This window comes from Acinetobacter sp. 25-47-122, from assembly GCF_056779695.1.
In genome coordinates this window covers 73,557-90,495 of record NZ_JBWYIJ010000009.1, presented here as the reverse complement: position 1 = coordinate 90,495, position 16,939 = coordinate 73,557, and the positions used below count along the sequence as shown (strand labels likewise).

The window sequence follows — 16,939 nt, the reverse complement described above, 5'->3', positions numbered from 1 at the left end:
AATAATACTCAGTCTAAAACTGTTGTGTTAGTATTAGCTATCCATTTAATTTTTGCGTCATTTATAAATATATGTTTAGTTTGCATCCACAACTTGCTCAAGATACTTTTTTTGTTGGCGACTTTCCACTTTCAACTTGTCGTTTAATGAATGACATGCAATTTCCATGGTTGATTTTGGTGCCGCGTGTTCCTGGTGTAACTGAATTATATGAATTAAGCCAAGCAGACCAAGAACAATTTTTAAGAGAATCTAGCTGGTTATCTAGTCAATTATCTCGAGTTTTCCGTGCGGATAAAATGAACGTTGCAGCACTAGGAAATATGGTTCCTCAACTTCATTTTCATCATGTAGTTCGTTATCAGAATGATTCTGCATGGCCTAAGCCTGTTTGGGGTGCTTCACCTGCAGTTCCTTACAGTAATGATGTTTTAGCGCATATGCGTCAAACGCTCATGCTCGCGCTACGTGGTCAAGGTGACATGCCTTTCGATTGGCGTATGGAGTAAATACGTCAATTTCAGGGAAGAATAAAAATAATGTGAATTGAGGTAATAGCAATTGCCATTTGAACGAATGCTGGATAAAGAGCCACAGCAATTTGAAGTACTCCTCAGGATGATGGGGTATGTGATGATCGCGATTCTTGTTGTGATCTATTATTTCACTTCACAAAACCAAAATTATCAGATTTTATACCCTCTATTTATTTTCTTGCTGATTCTATTAGCGCCCCGAATTTCACACAGTATCCAATATCGTTATGGTAGTAAAACCAGACGTTTTGCGTTCTTTATTATTGATGTTGTTGTTGTAGCTACCGCCTTAGCAGCAGTGCATTTAAGTTTGTTGCCAACATTTGTTTTCCTGTTTGGATTAGTGTATACCGCCGTTAATAATAAAATTTCGATGATGGTGAGTTCGATTGCAATTTTAGTTGCGATCATTGTTTTTTATATTTGTACAATTTTTATTTTTGGTTTTGAAGATTATTTCCAGCAAACTTCAATCGAATTGTCCGTAGTCTCGTGTATATGTGCGATTCTTTTTGTGAATTTTGCTAATTATTATCAGAATCGACGTGTAAAAAAATTAGATGTTCAACGTCAAACTTATTTTAAAGAAATGAATCGATATATTGAGTTATCGAATCAGTTAAGCCGCTATGCACCAATTCAATTGTGGCAATCAATCATGCGTGGTGAAACTGAAGCTAAACTTGAATATAAACGAAAAAAAATTACGATTTTTTTCTCTGATATTCAGGGATTTACTGAGCTTTCAGAGACTCTTATTCCAGATGACTTAGCTTTTGTTTTGAATGACTATCTGAGCCATATGACTGAAATTGCCAAGCAATATGGTGGAACAATTGACAAGTTTATGGGAGACGCGATTCTCATTTTCTTTGGAGATCCAGATTCGCAAGGGGTTGAACAAGATGCCAAAAATTGCATCGATATGGCGATGGCAATGCGTCAACAAATGAAATTTTTGCGTGAACGCTGGGTGAAAATGGGATACTCAGCACTGCATATACGTATGGGCATTAGTACTGGTTATTGTCACGTTGGTAACTATGGCGCAGTTCATCGAATGGCATATACCATTGTTGGGCGGGATGCGAATTTAGCTGCAAGACTTCAAAATGCTGCAGAAATTGATGAAATTTTAATCTCGGATGAGACTTATAAGTTAGTTAAAAACTATTATCTTTGTGCGCCTCAGGAACCTGTAGAACTGAAAGGGATTCATGGTTCGATTAAGAGTTGGCAGGTAATGGAAAAATATAGCACCAAGCAAACCCATCAACATTGGTTTGATTATGAGTACAAAGGGTTTCAGCTGGTGCTGAATATGGAAGAAGTACAAAATTACGAATATGCTGAATTAATCGCAGTTTTAGAAAAAATGATTGAACGTATTAAACTTCAGCAGGATTTAACCAACTCTTCTGGTATTGTGAAATTAAAACTATCTGATGAAGTAAAATATCTAAATTAGGATTTTATATCTACACAAATAAAAAGGTCACTTAAGTGACCTTTTTTTATAGTTTTACAAATGATTAATGATTTTCAGAAGCATGGTTAATCGTGTACTTCGGAATTTCAACTTCTAAATCATCATTTTCAATTTTTACTTGGCAAGAAAGACGTGAATCTGGCTCTAGACCCCAAGCACGATCGAGTAAATCTGCTTCTACATCATTCATTTCTTCAAGACCATCAAAACCTTTACGAACAATGACATGGCAGGTCGTACAAGCTGCAGACATATCACAAGCATGTTCAATTTTGATACCATTTTTTAGTAGGCTTTCGCAAAGATTGGCATTTTGCTCAACTTCAAACTCAGCACCTTCAGGGCAAATTTGCGCATGTGGAAGAACTTTAATACGTGGCATAAATTTTTACCTATGTTTAGTTTGAGTTTGACCAATCGTCAAGCTTAGTGCCTTTGAGAGCATGATCAATATGTTGATTCATTCGTTTTGCAGCAAATGCATCACTATGAACTTTTAACGCAGCAACAGCAGCTTCAATTGCTTCAATATCAGAAGTTTCAAGTTGTTGAGCCAAATGAGTTTGTGCAGAAATTAAATCCTGAGCTTCCTGTTCAGTCAAGAGTTTAATATCAGCTTTAAGCGCTTGAGAAAGAGCTTCAAGTTCTCGTTGAGCTTCAACTTTAGTTTCATGTAAATGACGAAGGGCTTTATCTTCTGCTGCAAATTTAAAACCATCAACCAGTAGGCGCTCCATATCAGTATCAGATAAACCGTATGATGGTTTAATATCAATCTGAGCTGAGACGTTAGATGTTGTTTCACGAGCAGATACCGATAAGAGACCGTCAGCATCGACTTGATAAGTCACTTCAATGCGTGCTTGACCAGCAGTCATCGGTGGAATGCCGCGTAAAACAAAACGTCCGAGACTACGGCAATGTTCTACTAAATCGCGCTCACCTTGGACAACATGGATTAACATCGCAGTTTGACCATCTTGATACGTGGTGAACTCTTGACGACGAGCGACAGGAATTGCAGTATTGCGTGAAATTAATCGCTCTACTAGTCCACCCATGGTTTCAATACCAAGTGATAATGGTGTTACATCAAGTAGTAGAGAACCATCTGTACTATTACCAATTAATTGGTTGGCAGTAATTGCAGCACCGATTGCAACGACTTCATCTGGATTAATGGTACACAGGGGTTCTTGACTAAATACTTCTGCTACAGCTTTTTGTACCGCATAAGAGCGAGTAGAGCCACCTACTAAAACGACATTTTTTATATCGTCTAATTTCAATTTAGCGTCACGTAATACTCGTTTGCACACTGAAATCGTTTTATCTAGAGCAACTTTAATGATGCTTTCAAACGTTGAACGATCCAAAGTTAATTCGTTTTCTAAAAGCTGAAGATTAACTTGATCTTGGTCCGATAAAGCTTCTTTCGCTTTACGTGCTGCAACAAGGAAGTGTGCATACTCGTTATCATCTAAGGTCTCGATATTGAGTGATTTTTTAGCCCACTTGACGATAAGACGATCTAAATCATCGCCTCCAAGTGCAGTGTGTCCACCTGTAGCGAGTACCTCAAATACACCCTGTGAGAAACGTAGGATGGAGACGTCGAAAGTACCACCACCTAAGTCGTAAATCACATAATTTTGATCTGTACTTAAATTTGTTGCTTGATCTAAACCATACGCTACAGCTGCTGCTGTAGGTTCGTTTAATAATCTCAGTACGTTTAAACCAGCGAGCTGTGCAGCGTCTCGTGTTGCTTGACGTTGTGCCTCATCAAAATAGGCAGGTACTGTAATGACAGCACCATTTATGGGATTTTTTAAACTTGCTTCAGCACGATCTTTTAGATTTTTTAGAATTTCAGCAGAAATTTCGACAGGTGTTTTACGACCTTGCGCTGTTTCAAAAGCAGGCATCTGATTGTCTTCACCCACCAATTGATATGGGTGTTGAAATTTAATATCAGCTTTTGAGCGTCCCATAAAACGTTTTACAGAGACAATAGTATTCTGTGGGTCACGAGTTATAAACGGTTTTGCGTCATTGCCGAGCACAGTAGAGTTTTCAGCATAATGTACGATAGAAGGAAGTAACACTTGACCTTGTTCATCGTTTAGAACTTTAGGTTTGCCAGAAAGCACAGTTGCTACAAGAGAGTGGGTCGTACCTAAATCAATACCAATAGCAATGCGATGTTCATGTGGCGCACTTGATTGTCCAGGTTCAGCAATTTGCAAGAGTGCCATGTGTTAAATCCCTTGAAAATAAAACAAAAAAATAAAATTAGAATTCGTCATCTAAGTCAAAATCTTCATCATCGAGAATACGATCTTCAGCTTGATGTATATCATTCATCACTTTTTGGAAGAAACGTAATTTTCGAACAGTATCGCGAGACTCAGCCCAATCTTCAGCTTCATAGTCTATTTTGAATTCGCGAACTAAACCATCAATCCATTGTTGCACTTCAGTTTTTAAAGATGAAAGTTGTTCAGAACTTTGAGCTTCATCTAACTGTTCACGAATTTCTAATGCAGATTGTAAAAATTCGAAATCATTGATGGATTGATCTAAATGATAGTCTTGTTTTTTGAGTGTAAGTAAATATCCAGCACGGCTGTCAACTTGAGATAAAACTTTATAAGCTTGATTGATTTCGCTAGATTTGATCAAGGCTTGGTCTTTATTTTCAGCTTTATCTGGATGATATTGTTGCTGCAATTTTAGAAAGTTAGCTTTCAAAGTTGCTAAATCAATATCGAGTGCTACAGGGAGATTAAACAACTCAAAATGATTCATGGATTGGAAATTCCAAAATAGTGAAAAATAAAAGTGGGCGCTGAATAGAATTAAAACAGTGCAGGGCACTGTTTTAATCAGGTAAAAAGAGAATGATTATCTTAAACAGTGAAAGATTCACCACAACCACATTCACCTTTTTTGTTTGGGTTGTTGAATTCAAAACCTTCGTTTAGACCATTTTTAACATAGTCCATTTCCATACCTTCTAGATAAACAAGGCTCTTCGGATCAACGAAAACTTTAACCCCAAACTGTTCAAAGACTTGATCATGTTCGTCAACTTCATCAACGAATTCGAGAACATAAGCCAATCCAGAACAACCTGAAGTTTTCACACCAACGCGAATACCTTCACCCTTACCGCGATTCAATAAATAATTGCTGATATGAGTTGCAGCATTTTCAGTTAAATTGATCATGAAAACTCCATTCAATCATCAAGCGCTAAATTAAGCTTTCGCTTTTTTGCTACGGTAGTCTTCTACAGCAGCTTTAATTGCATCTTCTGCAAGTACAGAGCAGTGTACTTTTACAGGAGGAAGCGCAAGTTCATTTGCAATATCAATATTTTTGATTTGCTGTGCTTGGTCTAAAGTTTTACCTTTTAGCCATTCAGTTACAAGTGAACTTGAAGCAATTGCAGAACCACATCCGTAAGTTTTGAAGCGAGCTTCTTCAATTACACCATTCTCATCCACTTGGATTTGAAGACGCATAACGTCACCACAAGCTGGTGCACCGACCATACCTGTACCTACGTTTTCTGCGTTTTTATCTAAAACACCAACATTACGAGGATTTTCGTAATGATCAATCACTTTTTCGCTATAAGCCATGATGCGTCTCCAAACCTCAGGGTCGGCTGATAATATTTAATATGGGTGCATCTTATTAAATTTCAATATTTAAGCTTAATAAGATGCATGTGTTTGGTTTAAATTAGTGTTCTGTCCATTCAACTTTTGACAGATCAATCCCTTCTTTGTACATATCCCAAAGTGGAGAAAGGTCACGTAATTTTTCTACAGCAGCTTTAGTTACTTCTAGCACATGATCAATATCTTCTTCAGTCGTATATTTACCAAAACTGAAGCGAATTGAACTGTGTGCTAACTCATCAGATAAGCCTAATGCACGAAGAACATAAGAAGGTTCTAATGTTGCAGAAGTACAAGCTGAACCAGATGAAACAGCAGCATCTTTAAGTGACATCATTAAAGATTCACCCTCAACGAAGTTAAAACTTACGTTTAAGTAGTTTGCTACGTTTTGAGTCGGATGACCATTTAAGAAAACTTGTTCAAGATCTTGTAGACCATTCCAAAGTTTGTCACGTAGAGTGCGTAAACGAGTTTGTTCAGCAACTAGGTTTTTACCTGCAAGTTCAAATGCTTCACCCATACCAACGATTTGGTGAGTAGCAAGCGTACCAGAACGCATACCGCGCTCATGACCACCACCATGCATTTGAGCTTTAAGACGCACACGTGGACTACGACGTACGAAAAGTGCACCGATACCTTTAGGACCATAAATTTTGTGAGCAGAGAAACTCATTAAATCAATTTTCATGGTTGATAAATCGATTTCAACTTTACCAGCAGCTTGAGCAGCATCTACGTGGAAATATGTCTTATTCGCGCGAGTTAATTCACCAATAGCGGCAACATCAGTCACAGTACCAATTTCATTATTGACCATCATTAATGAAACAAGAATTGTATCAGGACGTAAAGCAGCTTGAACCATTTCAGGAGTAATTAGACCTGTTTGAGCTTCTGGTTCAAGATAGGTAATTTCAAAGCCTTCTTGTTCTAATTCACGGCAAGTATCTAAAATTGCTTTATGTTCAATTTTACTCGTAATAATGTGTTTGCCTTTTGAAGCGTAGAACTGTGCAACACCTTTTAGTGCAAGGTTGTCAGATTCTGTAGCGCCAGATGTCCAAACGATTTCGCGTGGATCTGCTTTTACAAGATTTGCAACTTGCTCACGAGCGTATTCAACTTTTTCTTCAGCTTGCCAACCATATGCGTGCGAACGTGATGCAGGGTTACCAAAAGTCCCATCGAATGTAAGGCATTCCATCATGCGCTCAGCAACTTGTGGGTCGACTGGAGTCGTTGCAGCATAATCAAGATAAATTGGACGTTTCATGTCAAATACCTGTAACCGATAAAAGGGCTGAATCTAATGGAGCTGTATTCTGGCGGATCGCAACAGTTTGAACGTTATCGCGAGCAACTAAATCAGCAAGAGAGATTTTAGCTAAGTAATCGGCAATGTGGAGGGAGAGTTCTTGCCATAAATCGTGAGTTAGACACATTGCGCCATTTTGGCAGTTACCTTTGTGGTCACAACGTGTTGCATCAACAGTTTCGTTTACAGCTTCAATAATTTCTAAGACCGTAATATCAGAAGCATTACGCGCTAAATGGTATCCACCATTAGCACCACGTACACTCGAAACCAAGCCATGACGCTTTAATTTAGCAAATAGTTGTTCTAAATAAGCCACAGAAATAGTTTGGCGAGTAGCAATTTCTGCCAAAGTAATGGTTTGTTCAGTCGGCTGCAAAGCTAGATCAAGTAATGCAGTCACTGCGTAGCGACCGCGAGTGGTTAAGCGCATGATTCGATACACGTGTAAAAGGCTAGATGATGAAATTTTATGAATTCCGACTAATTTAGTCAAGTATTTTTTTCTAAAAACCAACTAAATTAATCGGAATTAAATATGGCGAGGATTCAAACAGATAAAACTTTATTATTTTAATAAATATTCAATAAATTATACACGATTAAAGCCACGAATAGAACCGAAACTATCCCGAATGCAATGTTGATACGTTTTTGGTTGGATTGCATGCGACGCATACGATTTTTATATTGTTTTACCTCTACTTGAAGTGTATTGATTTTAGATCTTTGTAAGTCAATTTTTTCAAGTAATGGTGCAATGCGTTTTCTCGAAGCCTTTGTATCTTGGTCTTCAGAAGCTGTTGTTAACCAATTTTTCCAATCTGAAAGTAATTTCGGTGTTGAGAGATGCAATGCTAAATCTCTGAATTCGTCTTTAAGGGTTTGATCACCTTCAATACGCATTTTTTTCAAACTTCTGCGGTTTGCAAACCCGAAAATTTGAATGATATCGACTAAAGTACTACTTACCTTGAGGTTAGGTTCTTTTTCTGGCGCTTGAAGGTCAAATAAGATGCCTTTATCCGTAAATTGGATATAAAAGTCAAAATAGGGGATATAGCTATTCATTTTAATTGTAATTTGTTGTTCTACAAATTTTTTTGCTTGAAGGCGAACAACACGGTCATGTTTTAAGACGAAAGAATAGAATGTCTCTAAAACTAACATAACAATGTTAAGCAACAAACGGGTATGACCTTGTTGTTGTTGCGATTCACTCATAAATAAATCCTATTCAAATTTAATAAATCTAAAAAGTTCTATTAACACAAACTTAAATTAAGTCTAAGATTACATCATTTATCATTGCTTTGTAGAACAGTTTTGAACAAGGTTCAATAGCGATATTTGATATTATCAATGTATTTTATGCACGAATAGTCAGTTTAGAGGCTAAAATATACAGGAGTGTAACGGTGGATCAAGATGTAAATAACAATAAAGAACAGGAATTAATGGACAACTCACAACCTGCAAACTCACGTAAAACAAAGCATCAACGTAAGTCCACACTTGATTTTCGTAAATATACTAAACAAATTTGGCTTGCTGGTTTAGGTGCTTTTTCTCGCGCAGAGGAAGAAGGTAATAAAATGTTTGACTCTTTAGTCAAAGTCGGTGAAGAGCTTGAATCTAAAACGGTTGAATTTACAGATCAAACAGTAAACAAAGTTGCGGAAAAAACTAAAGAGTCTGTTACGGATAAAAAAGATAAGGTGGAAAAACTTTTAGATCATGGGGTGAGTACTTCGCTTAATCGTATTGGGCTCGTCTCAACTAAAGATGTACAACATCTTGAGAATATGATTTTAGATATTCACCAGAAATTAGATGTGCTCATTGCTGAAAATCAAGCTTTACGAGCCAAACTTGAAAAAAAATGATGGATTTAGAGATAAAACTGTAATTTTGGTATTTTTTGTCGCTTATTTTGATCAAAACAGGTCGAGCAGTATTGCGTTTCCCCCCAAAGCATTGCTATAAAGTCGTCATGGCCTTTTAAAATACAAGCCTTGGATTTTAAACAAACGATATAAGAGGACGTAATCTTCATGAATAAATCAGAATTGATTGATGCAATTGCAGAGAAAGGGGGATTGTCTAAGACTGATGCTGGTAAGGCATTGGACGCGACTATTGCTTCTATTGGCGAAGCGCTGAAAAAAGGTGACTCTGTTACTTTAGTAGGATTTGGTACTTTCAGCGTTAAAGATCGTGCTGCACGTACTGGTCGTAACCCGAAAACTGGCGAAGAATTACAAATTAAAGCAAGTAAAGTTCCTAGCTTTAAAGCTGGTAAAGGTTTAAAAGATTCTGTAGCTTAATTCTTATTAAGTCCAAAACGCGCCGACTTGGCGCGTTTTTTATTAAAAAGAAAATTTATGGCTTCATCTGATATATTCGGTTTGGATTATCAGTTAGAATCGCTTTGAAATAAAATATTGGAATACCTATGGAATCGTTTCGTAAACTCATTAAAGGGTGGCTCGGCAAAGTCCTTCTAGTATTATTTTTGACACCATTGGCATTGGTCGGTATTGAAGGCTATTTCGGTGGTGGAAACAAAGATGGGATTGCTAAAACCGTTAATGATTTAGAAATTTCTAATAAAGAGCTAGAAGTTCAAACTAAGAATTATAAAGATCAATTCTTACAAATGGTTCAAGGTGATGAATCACTTCTGAATCAATCGTATATTGAACAATTGGCTCTAGATAGTTTAATTGATCGTGCTTTATTGGTTCAGCAGGCTGAAAAGTTAGGCATCAGTTTAAGTGATGCTCAGATTGAACAAATGATTGCTCAACAGCCAAGTCTGCAGGTTGATGGTAAATTTTCACAACAAGCTTATGAAAACTATCTTCGATCAATTAATATGACGAGCCAGGGTCTAATCCAAAATTTAAGACAAGATCATGCGCTTCAAATGTTAGTTTCAAGCATTCGTGATAATTCTTTGGTAAGCCAAAGTGATATTCAGCAAATCGCAAATCTACAAGGTGAGCAACGTACGTTATTTATGTCATCTGTAAAATTGGATGATTACAAAACGTCTGTAAAAATAACTGATGCTGAAGTCGCTGCTTATTATGAAAAACATAAAGTGCTGTTTAAGCAACCTGCCTCAGTTGATCTTGATTATGTATTGGTAACGCCTGCTATGGTAGCAAATGCCACAACAACTGTTACAGATGCAGAATTAAAACAAGCTTATGATCAATATGTAACTCAACAAAATAAAAATGCCAAAGTTGAAGTCCAACATATTTTGATTACAACAGATAATCGTACTGCGCTTGAGGCTGAAAAAATAGCCAATGAGGTCTATGCAAAAATTCAATCAGGATTATCTTTTGCAGAGGCTGCTCAACAGTATTCTGAAGATTCTAGTTCCAAAGATAATGCGGGTCGAGTTGATGGTTATGAAGCCGGTGTATTCGGTGATGCTTTTGATAATGCAGTTCAAGCTTCAAAAGGTACGATTTCTAAGCCAGTAAAAACTGATTTTGGTGTACATATTATTCAAGCTAAAGCTGCTCAAGTGAATGTTGCTAGTTTTGAGTCTGAAAAAGCACGTCTTGAAGTTGATTTATTAAAATCTAAAAATGCCAATGCTTATTCTGATTTAGTGAATGGTTTAAATGAGCTCGTTGTTAGTAGCGACGCACTAGATGTAGTTCCTCAGGAATTAAAATCGGCTAAATTGGTTACTGCGAATAATGTAACTCTTGCCACTCAAAATACAGTCCTAGCGGATCCTGCTGTTAAAGCTAAGATCTTTAGTCAAGATGTAAAAAATGGTGATCGTAACGCGACCAGCAATATACAATTGGCGAATGGTGATACAGTTTGGTTAAAAGTTCGTGAATACCGTGAAGCTGGTGTTCAACCTTTATCAGTAGCCAAAGCGAAGGTCAAAGAAAAGCTGTTGAATCAAAAGGCATATGAAGCTGCTCAAGCAAAAGTTGCTGCGATGTTGAAGGATTTTAAAACACTACCTTCACAGCAGGTTTTAACTAAGCATCAGCAATCTTTCGTAAATGCTGGTGTTTTTACTCGTTCTCAAGGTCTTAAACGAGAAATTGAACGTGCTGCATTTAGTGTGCCTGCACCTAAAGCAGGAATGTGGTCTGTGACTACAGCTCAATTACCAAATGAAATGGTAATTATCGGTGTGGCTGAGGTAAAAAAACCATCGATGGATTCGATTTCGGCTGAAGAAAAACAGCAGCTTGCACAGCTTTATCAAAACTATCGTGGTACACAATTACTTAAAGATTACACTGAGTATTTAAAGTCAGTTGCAAAAATTAAGTAACTCACCCAGTAATTCTATCTTCATAAAAAAGCACTTCGGTGCTTTTTTATTTTGCTATGATTTATTCAATTCGATTAATTCAAATAAGTATTACGATATTGGCTTGGACTGCATAGATAATGTTTTTTGAAGGCTTGACTAAATGCAGTCTCTGATGAATAACCAACTTTGTGTGCGATTTGTTGAATTGAAAGCTGGCTCAAGCGTAAAAGTTGACTGGCTAATCTTAAACGGTGTTTCTGTAAGTATGCTAATGGTGTTTCATTCACCATATTTTGAAATAAATGAGCGAATTTTGAACGCGACATAAAGCAAGTTTCTGCCAATGATTCTACAGTCCAGTTTCGTTCTGGTTGGCTGTGAATCGCTGAAAATGCAGGGCTCAGTTCTGGGTGAGTAAGAGCATTTAACCAGTTATTCTGGTCTGTAAGCGTGGAAATGTAATCTCTCACGCATTCGATTAACATAATACTCACCACGTGATCCATAATCTTATGGCGACCCGGTCGGTTCATCTTGGTTTCATCAGCCACGAAATAAAGCCCGATCCTTAACCACTCCGGCTCTCTAGCATTCAGTGCATTGTTTAAATGGATATAAGTGGGTAAGGCTTGAATCAATGGTCCACCCATAATACTGTCCATATTAGATCGTATACTGAAGATGAGAGATTTCTCAGATTTATCATCTTCGTCACCGAGGATAATTTCATCATCTCTTAAACCTTTAAATAAATGATCTATTTGAGTAATGTTGACTAATCTTTGTTCTTGATGGCTATATGCTTGATGTGACATTCCAGAAGGAATAATTGCCATATCTCCAGCTTTTAAGTGTAGCTGTTCGCCATTTTGAAATTTAAAAAAGGCTTCACCGTATAATAAAATATAGGTAATCATGGCTGTTTGATGACTTAACTCAAAAGCCCATTTACCTTGTGCTTGAAGGTAGAGATATTCCGTATTTTTGAGGTGAATATCTTCAAAAACTTGACTGAGGGCATCCATGTTTTTCGTATATTCCCTATACGCTTACAATTGCTGAATCTTAACATGTGTAAAGATTTCTATAATGTATTTTATCTTCAAAATCGTTGTGGAAATACGACTCAATAGCTTTTTTGGACGATTACGACTGTATTTGAAATTTGAAATGACCAAAGATAAAAATAAGAAATAGAAAAGGAAAATTGCAAGTGAATGCAAAGGTAAAAGTTGAAGAGTTATTGAGTCAGAACCCGATAGCGCAAGGCTTACAACTGGATAAGAAGCGTTACTTATGGTTGCTTAGTCCAGCACTGCCTGTATTAGGGATGGGCTTTTTGGCTGGATATCAATACGGACCTAAAGCAACTAAAAAATTGTTTGCATTAGGTGGACCTTTATTATTACACGTAATTATTCCCACCATTGATGCTTTGGTCGGTACTGATGAGAATAATCCGAGTGATGAGCAGATCAAAAAATTAGTCAGTGATCCTTACTATGATCGTATAGTAAAAATGTTTGTTCCTTTACAATATGCAGCCAATTTTTTTGCCGGATATGTTGTTTCACGTAAAGAAACTCCATTGTTGGATCAGTTATTGATTGGTTGTACAATGGGATTGATCAACGGTATTGGTGTGAATACTGCCCATGAACTATGCCATCGTCCAAAGCGTGCAGATCATTATTGGTCACACGTGACACTAGCACCACTTGGATACAATCATTTCCGTATTGAGCACCCATATGGGCATCATAAACGTGCTGCTACTCCAGAAGATCCAGCGACCTCTAAGATGGGTGAGACCTTTTATGAGTTTCTTCCAAGAACCATTAGCGGTGGCTTGAAGTCGGCAATACAGATTGAGAAACATCGATTAAATCGTAAAGGTGAATCGTTCTTTTCACTGAAAAATGAACTATTTCACGGCGCAGCCATTAGTGCAACTTTTCACGCAACGATGCTAAAACTGTATGGTAAGAAAATTTTACCATTCTTAGCCATTCAGTCACTTTATGGTGTGACTTTATTCGAAATGGTCAACTATCTTGAGCACTACGGCTTATTGCGAGAGAAGAAAGAAGATGGAAGTTATTCGCGTACTATGCCTGAACATAGTTGGAATAATAATAACATCACAACCAATCTATTCTTATACCAGTTGCAGCGCCATTCGGATCATCATGCTTATCCGACACGACCATTCCAAGCATTGAGAAACTTTGAAGAAGCGCCAGTGTTGCCAAGTGGATATGCGACGATGTTGATCCCAGTTTTAATACCTAAGTTATGGTTTAAAATTATGGATAAGCGCGTATTTGACCATTATGGTGGCGATTTAAATAAAGCCAATATTCATCCTAAACGACGAGCAAAAATTTTTAAAAAATTTGGTGTTATTGATAAATTACTGGGCTAACACTCAAAAATAAAAAAAACCGACCATGGGTCGGTTTTTTTTATAATACTTTTAACATGCGTATTTCACATGCATCACTATGTCCAGTATTTCCTAATGGGTGTTGTAGATGTTGAAAACCTAATTTTTCATATAATTTTACAGCCTGCCAAAGAGATGCTGTGGTTTCGAGATAAATTTGCGTGTAACCCTGATCTCGTGCAAATTGGATACATTTTTCTAGAATTTGTTTTGCAAAACCCAAACCTCGTATTGAGGGCATAAAATACATTTTTTGTATCTCTAGGGTGTTTTCTTGGCCCAGCAAAGGTGCAATGCCCCCACCACCAAAGACCTCGTGTTGGTCATTGCTAATAACCCAATATATGGAGTGAGGTTTTGTATAAACGTCATAGAGTTGATCTAGAATTGGATCTGCTACTGCGAAGCCTGATTCAGCAGCGAGAGCAAACTCCACTGAGACTTCACGAATGATTTTTGCAATATGGGGATTATCTTGGGGTTGAATAGTTCGAATAAAGTACATAATCGATGAAACTTAGTAAATCTTCACAGAGTATATCTAAGTTTCATCGGAATTGAGTTTAATTCAACGTGATTTATTTCAATTCGCTTGATGATTTTCCAAGTTCACGGCGCGCAACAATAAGCTGTTGAATTTGTTGTGTACCCTCGAAGATATCTAGTATTTTGGAGTCACGCGCCCATTTTTCCAACAACTCATCTTCGGTATAGCCTACACTTGCAGCAAGTTCGACACACTTCAATGTAATTTCATTACAAATTCGTCCAGCTTTCGCTTTTGCAATTGAAGCTTCACGCGAGTTAGGCTTTTTATTGTCAGCCATCCATGCAGCTTTTAGGGTTAATAAACGAGCAGCTTCCCATTCTGCTTCCATACGATAAATCTGAGCTGCAATATTTGAGGATTGAAGGTAGGGGGTGGCATATTCAGCATCTAGTTGGTCTTTAAAAATTTCCTTGATACGCTCTAAAGACGCTTTAGAGCACCCAACTGCCATTGCGGCCACAAGAGGGCGTGTATTATCAAAAGTTTCCATGACGCCAGCGAAACCTTTTGCAACATCGATTTCAGCATTGCCTAATAAATTTGCAGCAGGGACACGACAATCGATAAAGCGAATGACAGCAGTATCTGAAGCTTTAATTCCGAGTTTATGTTCAAGACGTTCAACGGTCATGCCAGGCGTGCCTTTAGGAACAACAAATGATTTGATTGCTGCACGCCCAAGTTTTTTATCGAGTGTTGCCCAAACCACGACTGAATCAGCTCGTTCGCCAGAAGTGACGAAAATTTTCTCGCCATTTAAAATATAATCATCACCATCTTTAGTCGCTGTGGTGCGTATTGCTGCAGAATCAGATCCACAGCCTGGCTCGGTAATTGCCATCGCAGCCCAAGTTCCCTTGAAGCGTTCAAGTTGCTCTTCATTGGCTACAGCAGCAATTGCAGAGTTACCTAATCCTTGGCGAGGCATGGTAAGTAATAAACCAGTATCGCCATAACACATCTCAATTACACCCAAAGCAGTAGACATGTTCACTCCATTTTTGTTGCCTTGAGTCGTATCTCCACGTTTATTGACGGCAGCGCCAGCATTCATGCCATCGCCACCTTCATTCATACCATCCAATAGGGATGCTAACATGTCGAGTTCTTTGGGATAAGCATGTTCAGCTTTATCATATTTACGTGAAATAGGGCGAAGCACGTTTAACGCTGTCTGATGAGCTTGATCAACAAGCATTTTAAATTTTTTCGGATTTTCTAAATTCATCATCTTTGTCCTTAAATTTTTATTATTTGATTAAGCATGTAAACCAGAATGCATAATGGCAGTAGCACGCAAATCTCGATACCAACGTTCAACTGGATGTTCTTTGGTAAAGCCATGTCCACCTAAGAGTTGTACGCCATCAGTGCCGATTTTCATTGATTTTTCTGCGCATAAAATTCGTGCTAAGTATGCTTCACGATGGAAACTTAAACCTGATTCTGCACGGCTTGCAGCATTCAAAACCAACATTTTCATAGCATCAATTTCAATAGCCATATCCGCGATCATAAATGCAACACTTTGACGGTGGGATATTGGTTCACCAAATGCGGTGCGTTCATTGGCATACTGAATGCAATATTGTTTAACCGCTTGGCATGTACCCACTGCCATTGCACACCACATTAAATTACCCAGATCAATGAACGCTGAATAATCAAAATCTTGCTCACTCAGTTTAAATGCTGGTGTGTTGTTAAATTTTAGGCTCACAGATTGGGTTGCTTTAAGCCCCATTGCTGGATTAGCTTTATATGAAATGGTTTCACTTCGCTCAACAATGAAAACTTGAGCTGTTCCATCTAAATCTGCGGAAACCAATAAAAGATCTGCCTGCTCACCTAGAATAACGATAGTTTTTTCACCATTAATGACAAAATGATCGCCTTGGCGTGTCGCTTTTGTTTTTAATTGGAAAGGGTTGAAAGCAGGTGTATTTTCCTGAACAGCAAAAGTTGCAAATAGATCATCTTGTTCGCTAAATGCCGACAAATACTTATTTTGAATCTCTGCTGAACCCCACTGTGTAATTGCATTAATGACTGAGAACGTGGAGAGTAATGTAGCTGTTAATGAGAAGTCACCTTGTGCAAGTTGCTCTGCGATCAGCACATTTGTAACCACATTCTTTTCTGAAGCAACGCCGCCGTATTGTTCAGGCAATGCATAATAATTGACACCTAAATCTTTAAATTGAGCCCATAAGTTTTCTGGAAAAGTAGCTTGGTGGTCGGCTGTATGTGCTAGTGGGTAGAGAACTTCATGAGCAAATTGTTGCATCGCATCAACAGTCATCTGTTGTTCTTCAGAAAGGCTGAGATCAAATAACCCTTTTTGCTGATTGGATAGACGTTGAGTTGGAGTATTGGATTTTTGTTTAAAAATTTTCTGTGTAGAGCCCAAGGTTTTAAATCCAGCCTTAGAACCTTGATAAAGCGAGCGTTCGATAATTTTTCTTAGTTTTAATTGATCGATTAAATCACTGCCTGCGAGCTTAGTGATCAAGGCTAAGCCTAAACCTTGCGCTTTGTTTGCGATATCATTCATTGTTGTAAATTCCCTGATGGTTTTTTTATACAACAAGATCGTGACATG

The 16,939-nt window shown here is 37.7% G+C and carries 18 protein-coding genes; 6 read left to right on the top strand and 12 right to left on the bottom strand.

Annotated elements, in window-relative coordinates; genetic code table 11:
* Nucleotides 1–71 precede the first annotated feature (71 nt).
* Together AC1M9P_RS09855 and AC1M9P_RS09850 are read left to right on the top strand one after the other, a co-directional pair.
* Entirely contained in the window at nt 72–509 is a 438-nt protein-coding gene (locus AC1M9P_RS09855; RefSeq protein ID WP_035263634.1) for an HIT domain-containing protein, read from the top strand.
* 52 nt (nt 510–561) lie between these two features.
* On the top strand, nt 562–2,004 hold the full coding sequence (locus AC1M9P_RS09850) for an adenylate/guanylate cyclase domain-containing protein (RefSeq protein ID WP_481587494.1): 1,443 nt from the start codon (nt 562–564) through the stop codon (nt 2,002–2,004).
* 64 nt (nt 2,005–2,068) lie between these two features.
* Here AC1M9P_RS09850 and fdx read toward each other — a convergent pair whose 3' ends face one another.
* The 8 genes from fdx to AC1M9P_RS09810 all read right to left on the bottom strand — a co-directional run bounded on the left by fdx (nt 2,069) and on the right by AC1M9P_RS09810 (nt 8,262).
* Nucleotides 2,069–2,407, bottom strand: a complete 339-nt coding sequence (gene fdx / locus AC1M9P_RS09845; RefSeq protein WP_035263630.1) for an ISC system 2Fe-2S type ferredoxin — start codon at nt 2,405–2,407, stop codon at nt 2,069–2,071.
* 16 nt (nt 2,408–2,423) lie between these two features.
* Complete coding sequence (hscA, locus tag AC1M9P_RS09840; RefSeq protein WP_481587493.1) at nt 2,424–4,283, bottom strand: Fe-S protein assembly chaperone HscA; 1,860 nt, start codon at nt 4,281–4,283, stop codon at nt 2,424–2,426.
* A 37-nt stretch (nt 4,284–4,320) separates the two neighbouring features.
* On the bottom strand, nt 4,321–4,836 hold the full coding sequence (gene hscB / locus AC1M9P_RS09835) for a Fe-S protein assembly co-chaperone HscB (RefSeq protein WP_092766335.1): 516 nt from the start codon (nt 4,834–4,836) through the stop codon (nt 4,321–4,323).
* A 101-nt stretch (nt 4,837–4,937) separates the two neighbouring features.
* Nucleotides 4,938–5,258 (bottom strand): iron-sulfur cluster assembly protein IscA, encoded by a 321-nt coding sequence (gene iscA, locus AC1M9P_RS09830; protein WP_035263624.1) that lies wholly within the window; start codon nt 5,256–5,258, stop codon nt 4,938–4,940.
* Nucleotides 5,259–5,288: 30 nt separating this feature from the next.
* Nucleotides 5,289–5,675, bottom strand: a complete 387-nt coding sequence (iscU, locus tag AC1M9P_RS09825; protein WP_035263622.1) for a Fe-S cluster assembly scaffold IscU — start codon at nt 5,673–5,675, stop codon at nt 5,289–5,291.
* Nucleotides 5,676–5,778: 103 nt separating this feature from the next.
* Nucleotides 5,779–6,996: an IscS subfamily cysteine desulfurase gene (locus AC1M9P_RS09820; RefSeq protein ID WP_481587492.1), complete on the bottom strand. Its 1,218-nt coding sequence runs from the start codon at nt 6,994–6,996 to the stop codon at nt 5,779–5,781.
* 1 nt (nt 6,997) lies between these two features.
* Entirely contained in the window at nt 6,998–7,471 is a 474-nt protein-coding gene (locus tag AC1M9P_RS09815) for an Rrf2 family transcriptional regulator (protein ID WP_035263618.1), read from the bottom strand.
* 140 nt (nt 7,472–7,611) lie between these two features.
* Nucleotides 7,612–8,262: a hypothetical protein gene (locus tag AC1M9P_RS09810; RefSeq protein WP_481587491.1), complete on the bottom strand. Its 651-nt coding sequence runs from the start codon at nt 8,260–8,262 to the stop codon at nt 7,612–7,614.
* Between the two features lie 233 nt (nt 8,263–8,495).
* On the opposite strand from AC1M9P_RS09810, the gene AC1M9P_RS09805 reads away from it, so the two are divergent.
* The 3 genes from AC1M9P_RS09805 to AC1M9P_RS09795 all read left to right on the top strand — a co-directional run bounded on the left by AC1M9P_RS09805 (nt 8,496) and on the right by AC1M9P_RS09795 (nt 11,359).
* The gene (locus tag AC1M9P_RS09805) at nt 8,496–8,924 is read left to right on the top strand and encodes a phasin family protein (protein ID WP_092766445.1); all 429 of its coding nucleotides are present in this window, start codon (nt 8,496–8,498) and stop codon (nt 8,922–8,924) included.
* A gap of 168 nt (nt 8,925–9,092) precedes the next feature.
* On the top strand, nt 9,093–9,365 hold the full coding sequence (locus AC1M9P_RS09800; RefSeq protein WP_035263613.1) for an HU family DNA-binding protein: 273 nt from the start codon (nt 9,093–9,095) through the stop codon (nt 9,363–9,365).
* 128 nt (nt 9,366–9,493) lie between these two features.
* Nucleotides 9,494–11,359 (top strand): SurA N-terminal domain-containing protein, encoded by a 1,866-nt coding sequence (locus tag AC1M9P_RS09795; protein ID WP_481587490.1) that lies wholly within the window; start codon nt 9,494–9,496, stop codon nt 11,357–11,359.
* A gap of 74 nt (nt 11,360–11,433) precedes the next feature.
* Here AC1M9P_RS09795 and AC1M9P_RS09790 read toward each other — a convergent pair whose 3' ends face one another.
* Nucleotides 11,434–12,366 (bottom strand): AraC family transcriptional regulator, encoded by a 933-nt coding sequence (locus AC1M9P_RS09790; protein ID WP_481587489.1) that lies wholly within the window; start codon nt 12,364–12,366, stop codon nt 11,434–11,436.
* 188 nt (nt 12,367–12,554) lie between these two features.
* Here AC1M9P_RS09790 and AC1M9P_RS09785 point away from each other — a divergent pair, with 188 nt between their 5' ends.
* The gene (locus tag AC1M9P_RS09785; RefSeq protein WP_035263607.1) at nt 12,555–13,766 is read left to right on the top strand and encodes an alkane 1-monooxygenase; all 1,212 of its coding nucleotides are present in this window, start codon (nt 12,555–12,557) and stop codon (nt 13,764–13,766) included.
* A 40-nt stretch (nt 13,767–13,806) separates the two neighbouring features.
* On the opposite strand, the gene AC1M9P_RS09780 is transcribed toward AC1M9P_RS09785, so the two are convergent.
* The 3 genes from AC1M9P_RS09780 to AC1M9P_RS09770 form a co-directional block, all read right to left on the bottom strand.
* A complete protein-coding gene (locus tag AC1M9P_RS09780) occupies nt 13,807–14,292 on the bottom strand; it encodes a GNAT family N-acetyltransferase (protein WP_481587488.1) in 486 nt (161 codons plus the stop codon).
* A 73-nt stretch (nt 14,293–14,365) separates the two neighbouring features.
* Nucleotides 14,366–15,565 (bottom strand): acyl-CoA dehydrogenase family protein, encoded by a 1,200-nt coding sequence (locus tag AC1M9P_RS09775; RefSeq protein WP_035263603.1) that lies wholly within the window; start codon nt 15,563–15,565, stop codon nt 14,366–14,368.
* 30 nt (nt 15,566–15,595) lie between these two features.
* Nucleotides 15,596–16,891: an acyl-CoA dehydrogenase family protein gene (locus tag AC1M9P_RS09770; RefSeq protein ID WP_481587487.1), complete on the bottom strand. Its 1,296-nt coding sequence runs from the start codon at nt 16,889–16,891 to the stop codon at nt 15,596–15,598.
* Nucleotides 16,892–16,939 lie beyond the last annotated feature (48 nt).

Coding starts and splice junctions, on each gene's coding strand:
- fdx (WP_035263630.1), bottom strand. CDS start 2,407: ATGCCACGTATTAAAGTTCTTCCACATGCGCAAATTTGCCCTGAAGGT.
- AC1M9P_RS09820 (WP_481587492.1), bottom strand. CDS start 6,996: ATGAAACGTCCAATTTATCTTGATTATGCTGCAACGACTCCAGTCGAC.
- iscA (WP_035263624.1), bottom strand. CDS start 5,258: ATGATCAATTTAACTGAAAATGCTGCAACTCATATCAGCAATTATTTA.
- AC1M9P_RS09775 (WP_035263603.1), bottom strand. CDS start 15,565: ATGAATTTAGAAAATCCGAAAAAATTTAAAATGCTTGTTGATCAAGCT.
- AC1M9P_RS09805 (WP_092766445.1), top strand. CDS start 8,496: ATGGACAACTCACAACCTGCAAACTCACGTAAAACAAAGCATCAACGT.
- iscU (WP_035263622.1), bottom strand. CDS start 5,675: ATGGCTTATAGCGAAAAAGTGATTGATCATTACGAAAATCCTCGTAAT.
- AC1M9P_RS09795 (WP_481587490.1), top strand. CDS start 9,494: ATGGAATCGTTTCGTAAACTCATTAAAGGGTGGCTCGGCAAAGTCCTT.
- AC1M9P_RS09810 (WP_481587491.1), bottom strand. CDS start 8,262: ATGAGTGAATCGCAACAACAACAAGGTCATACCCGTTTGTTGCTTAAC.
- AC1M9P_RS09790 (WP_481587489.1), bottom strand. CDS start 12,366: ATGGATGCCCTCAGTCAAGTTTTTGAAGATATTCACCTCAAAAATACG.
- hscA (WP_481587493.1), bottom strand. CDS start 4,283: ATGGCACTCTTGCAAATTGCTGAACCTGGACAATCAAGTGCGCCACAT.
- hscB (WP_092766335.1), bottom strand. CDS start 4,836: ATGAATCATTTTGAGTTGTTTAATCTCCCTGTAGCACTCGATATTGAT.
- AC1M9P_RS09815 (WP_035263618.1), bottom strand. CDS start 7,471: ATGCGCTTAACCACTCGCGGTCGCTACGCAGTGACTGCATTACTTGAT.
- AC1M9P_RS09855 (WP_035263634.1), top strand. CDS start 72: ATGTTTAGTTTGCATCCACAACTTGCTCAAGATACTTTTTTTGTTGGC.
- AC1M9P_RS09770 (WP_481587487.1), bottom strand. CDS start 16,891: ATGAATGATATCGCAAACAAAGCGCAAGGTTTAGGCTTAGCCTTGATC.
- AC1M9P_RS09800 (WP_035263613.1), top strand. CDS start 9,093: ATGAATAAATCAGAATTGATTGATGCAATTGCAGAGAAAGGGGGATTG.
- AC1M9P_RS09780 (WP_481587488.1), bottom strand. CDS start 14,292: ATGTACTTTATTCGAACTATTCAACCCCAAGATAATCCCCATATTGCA.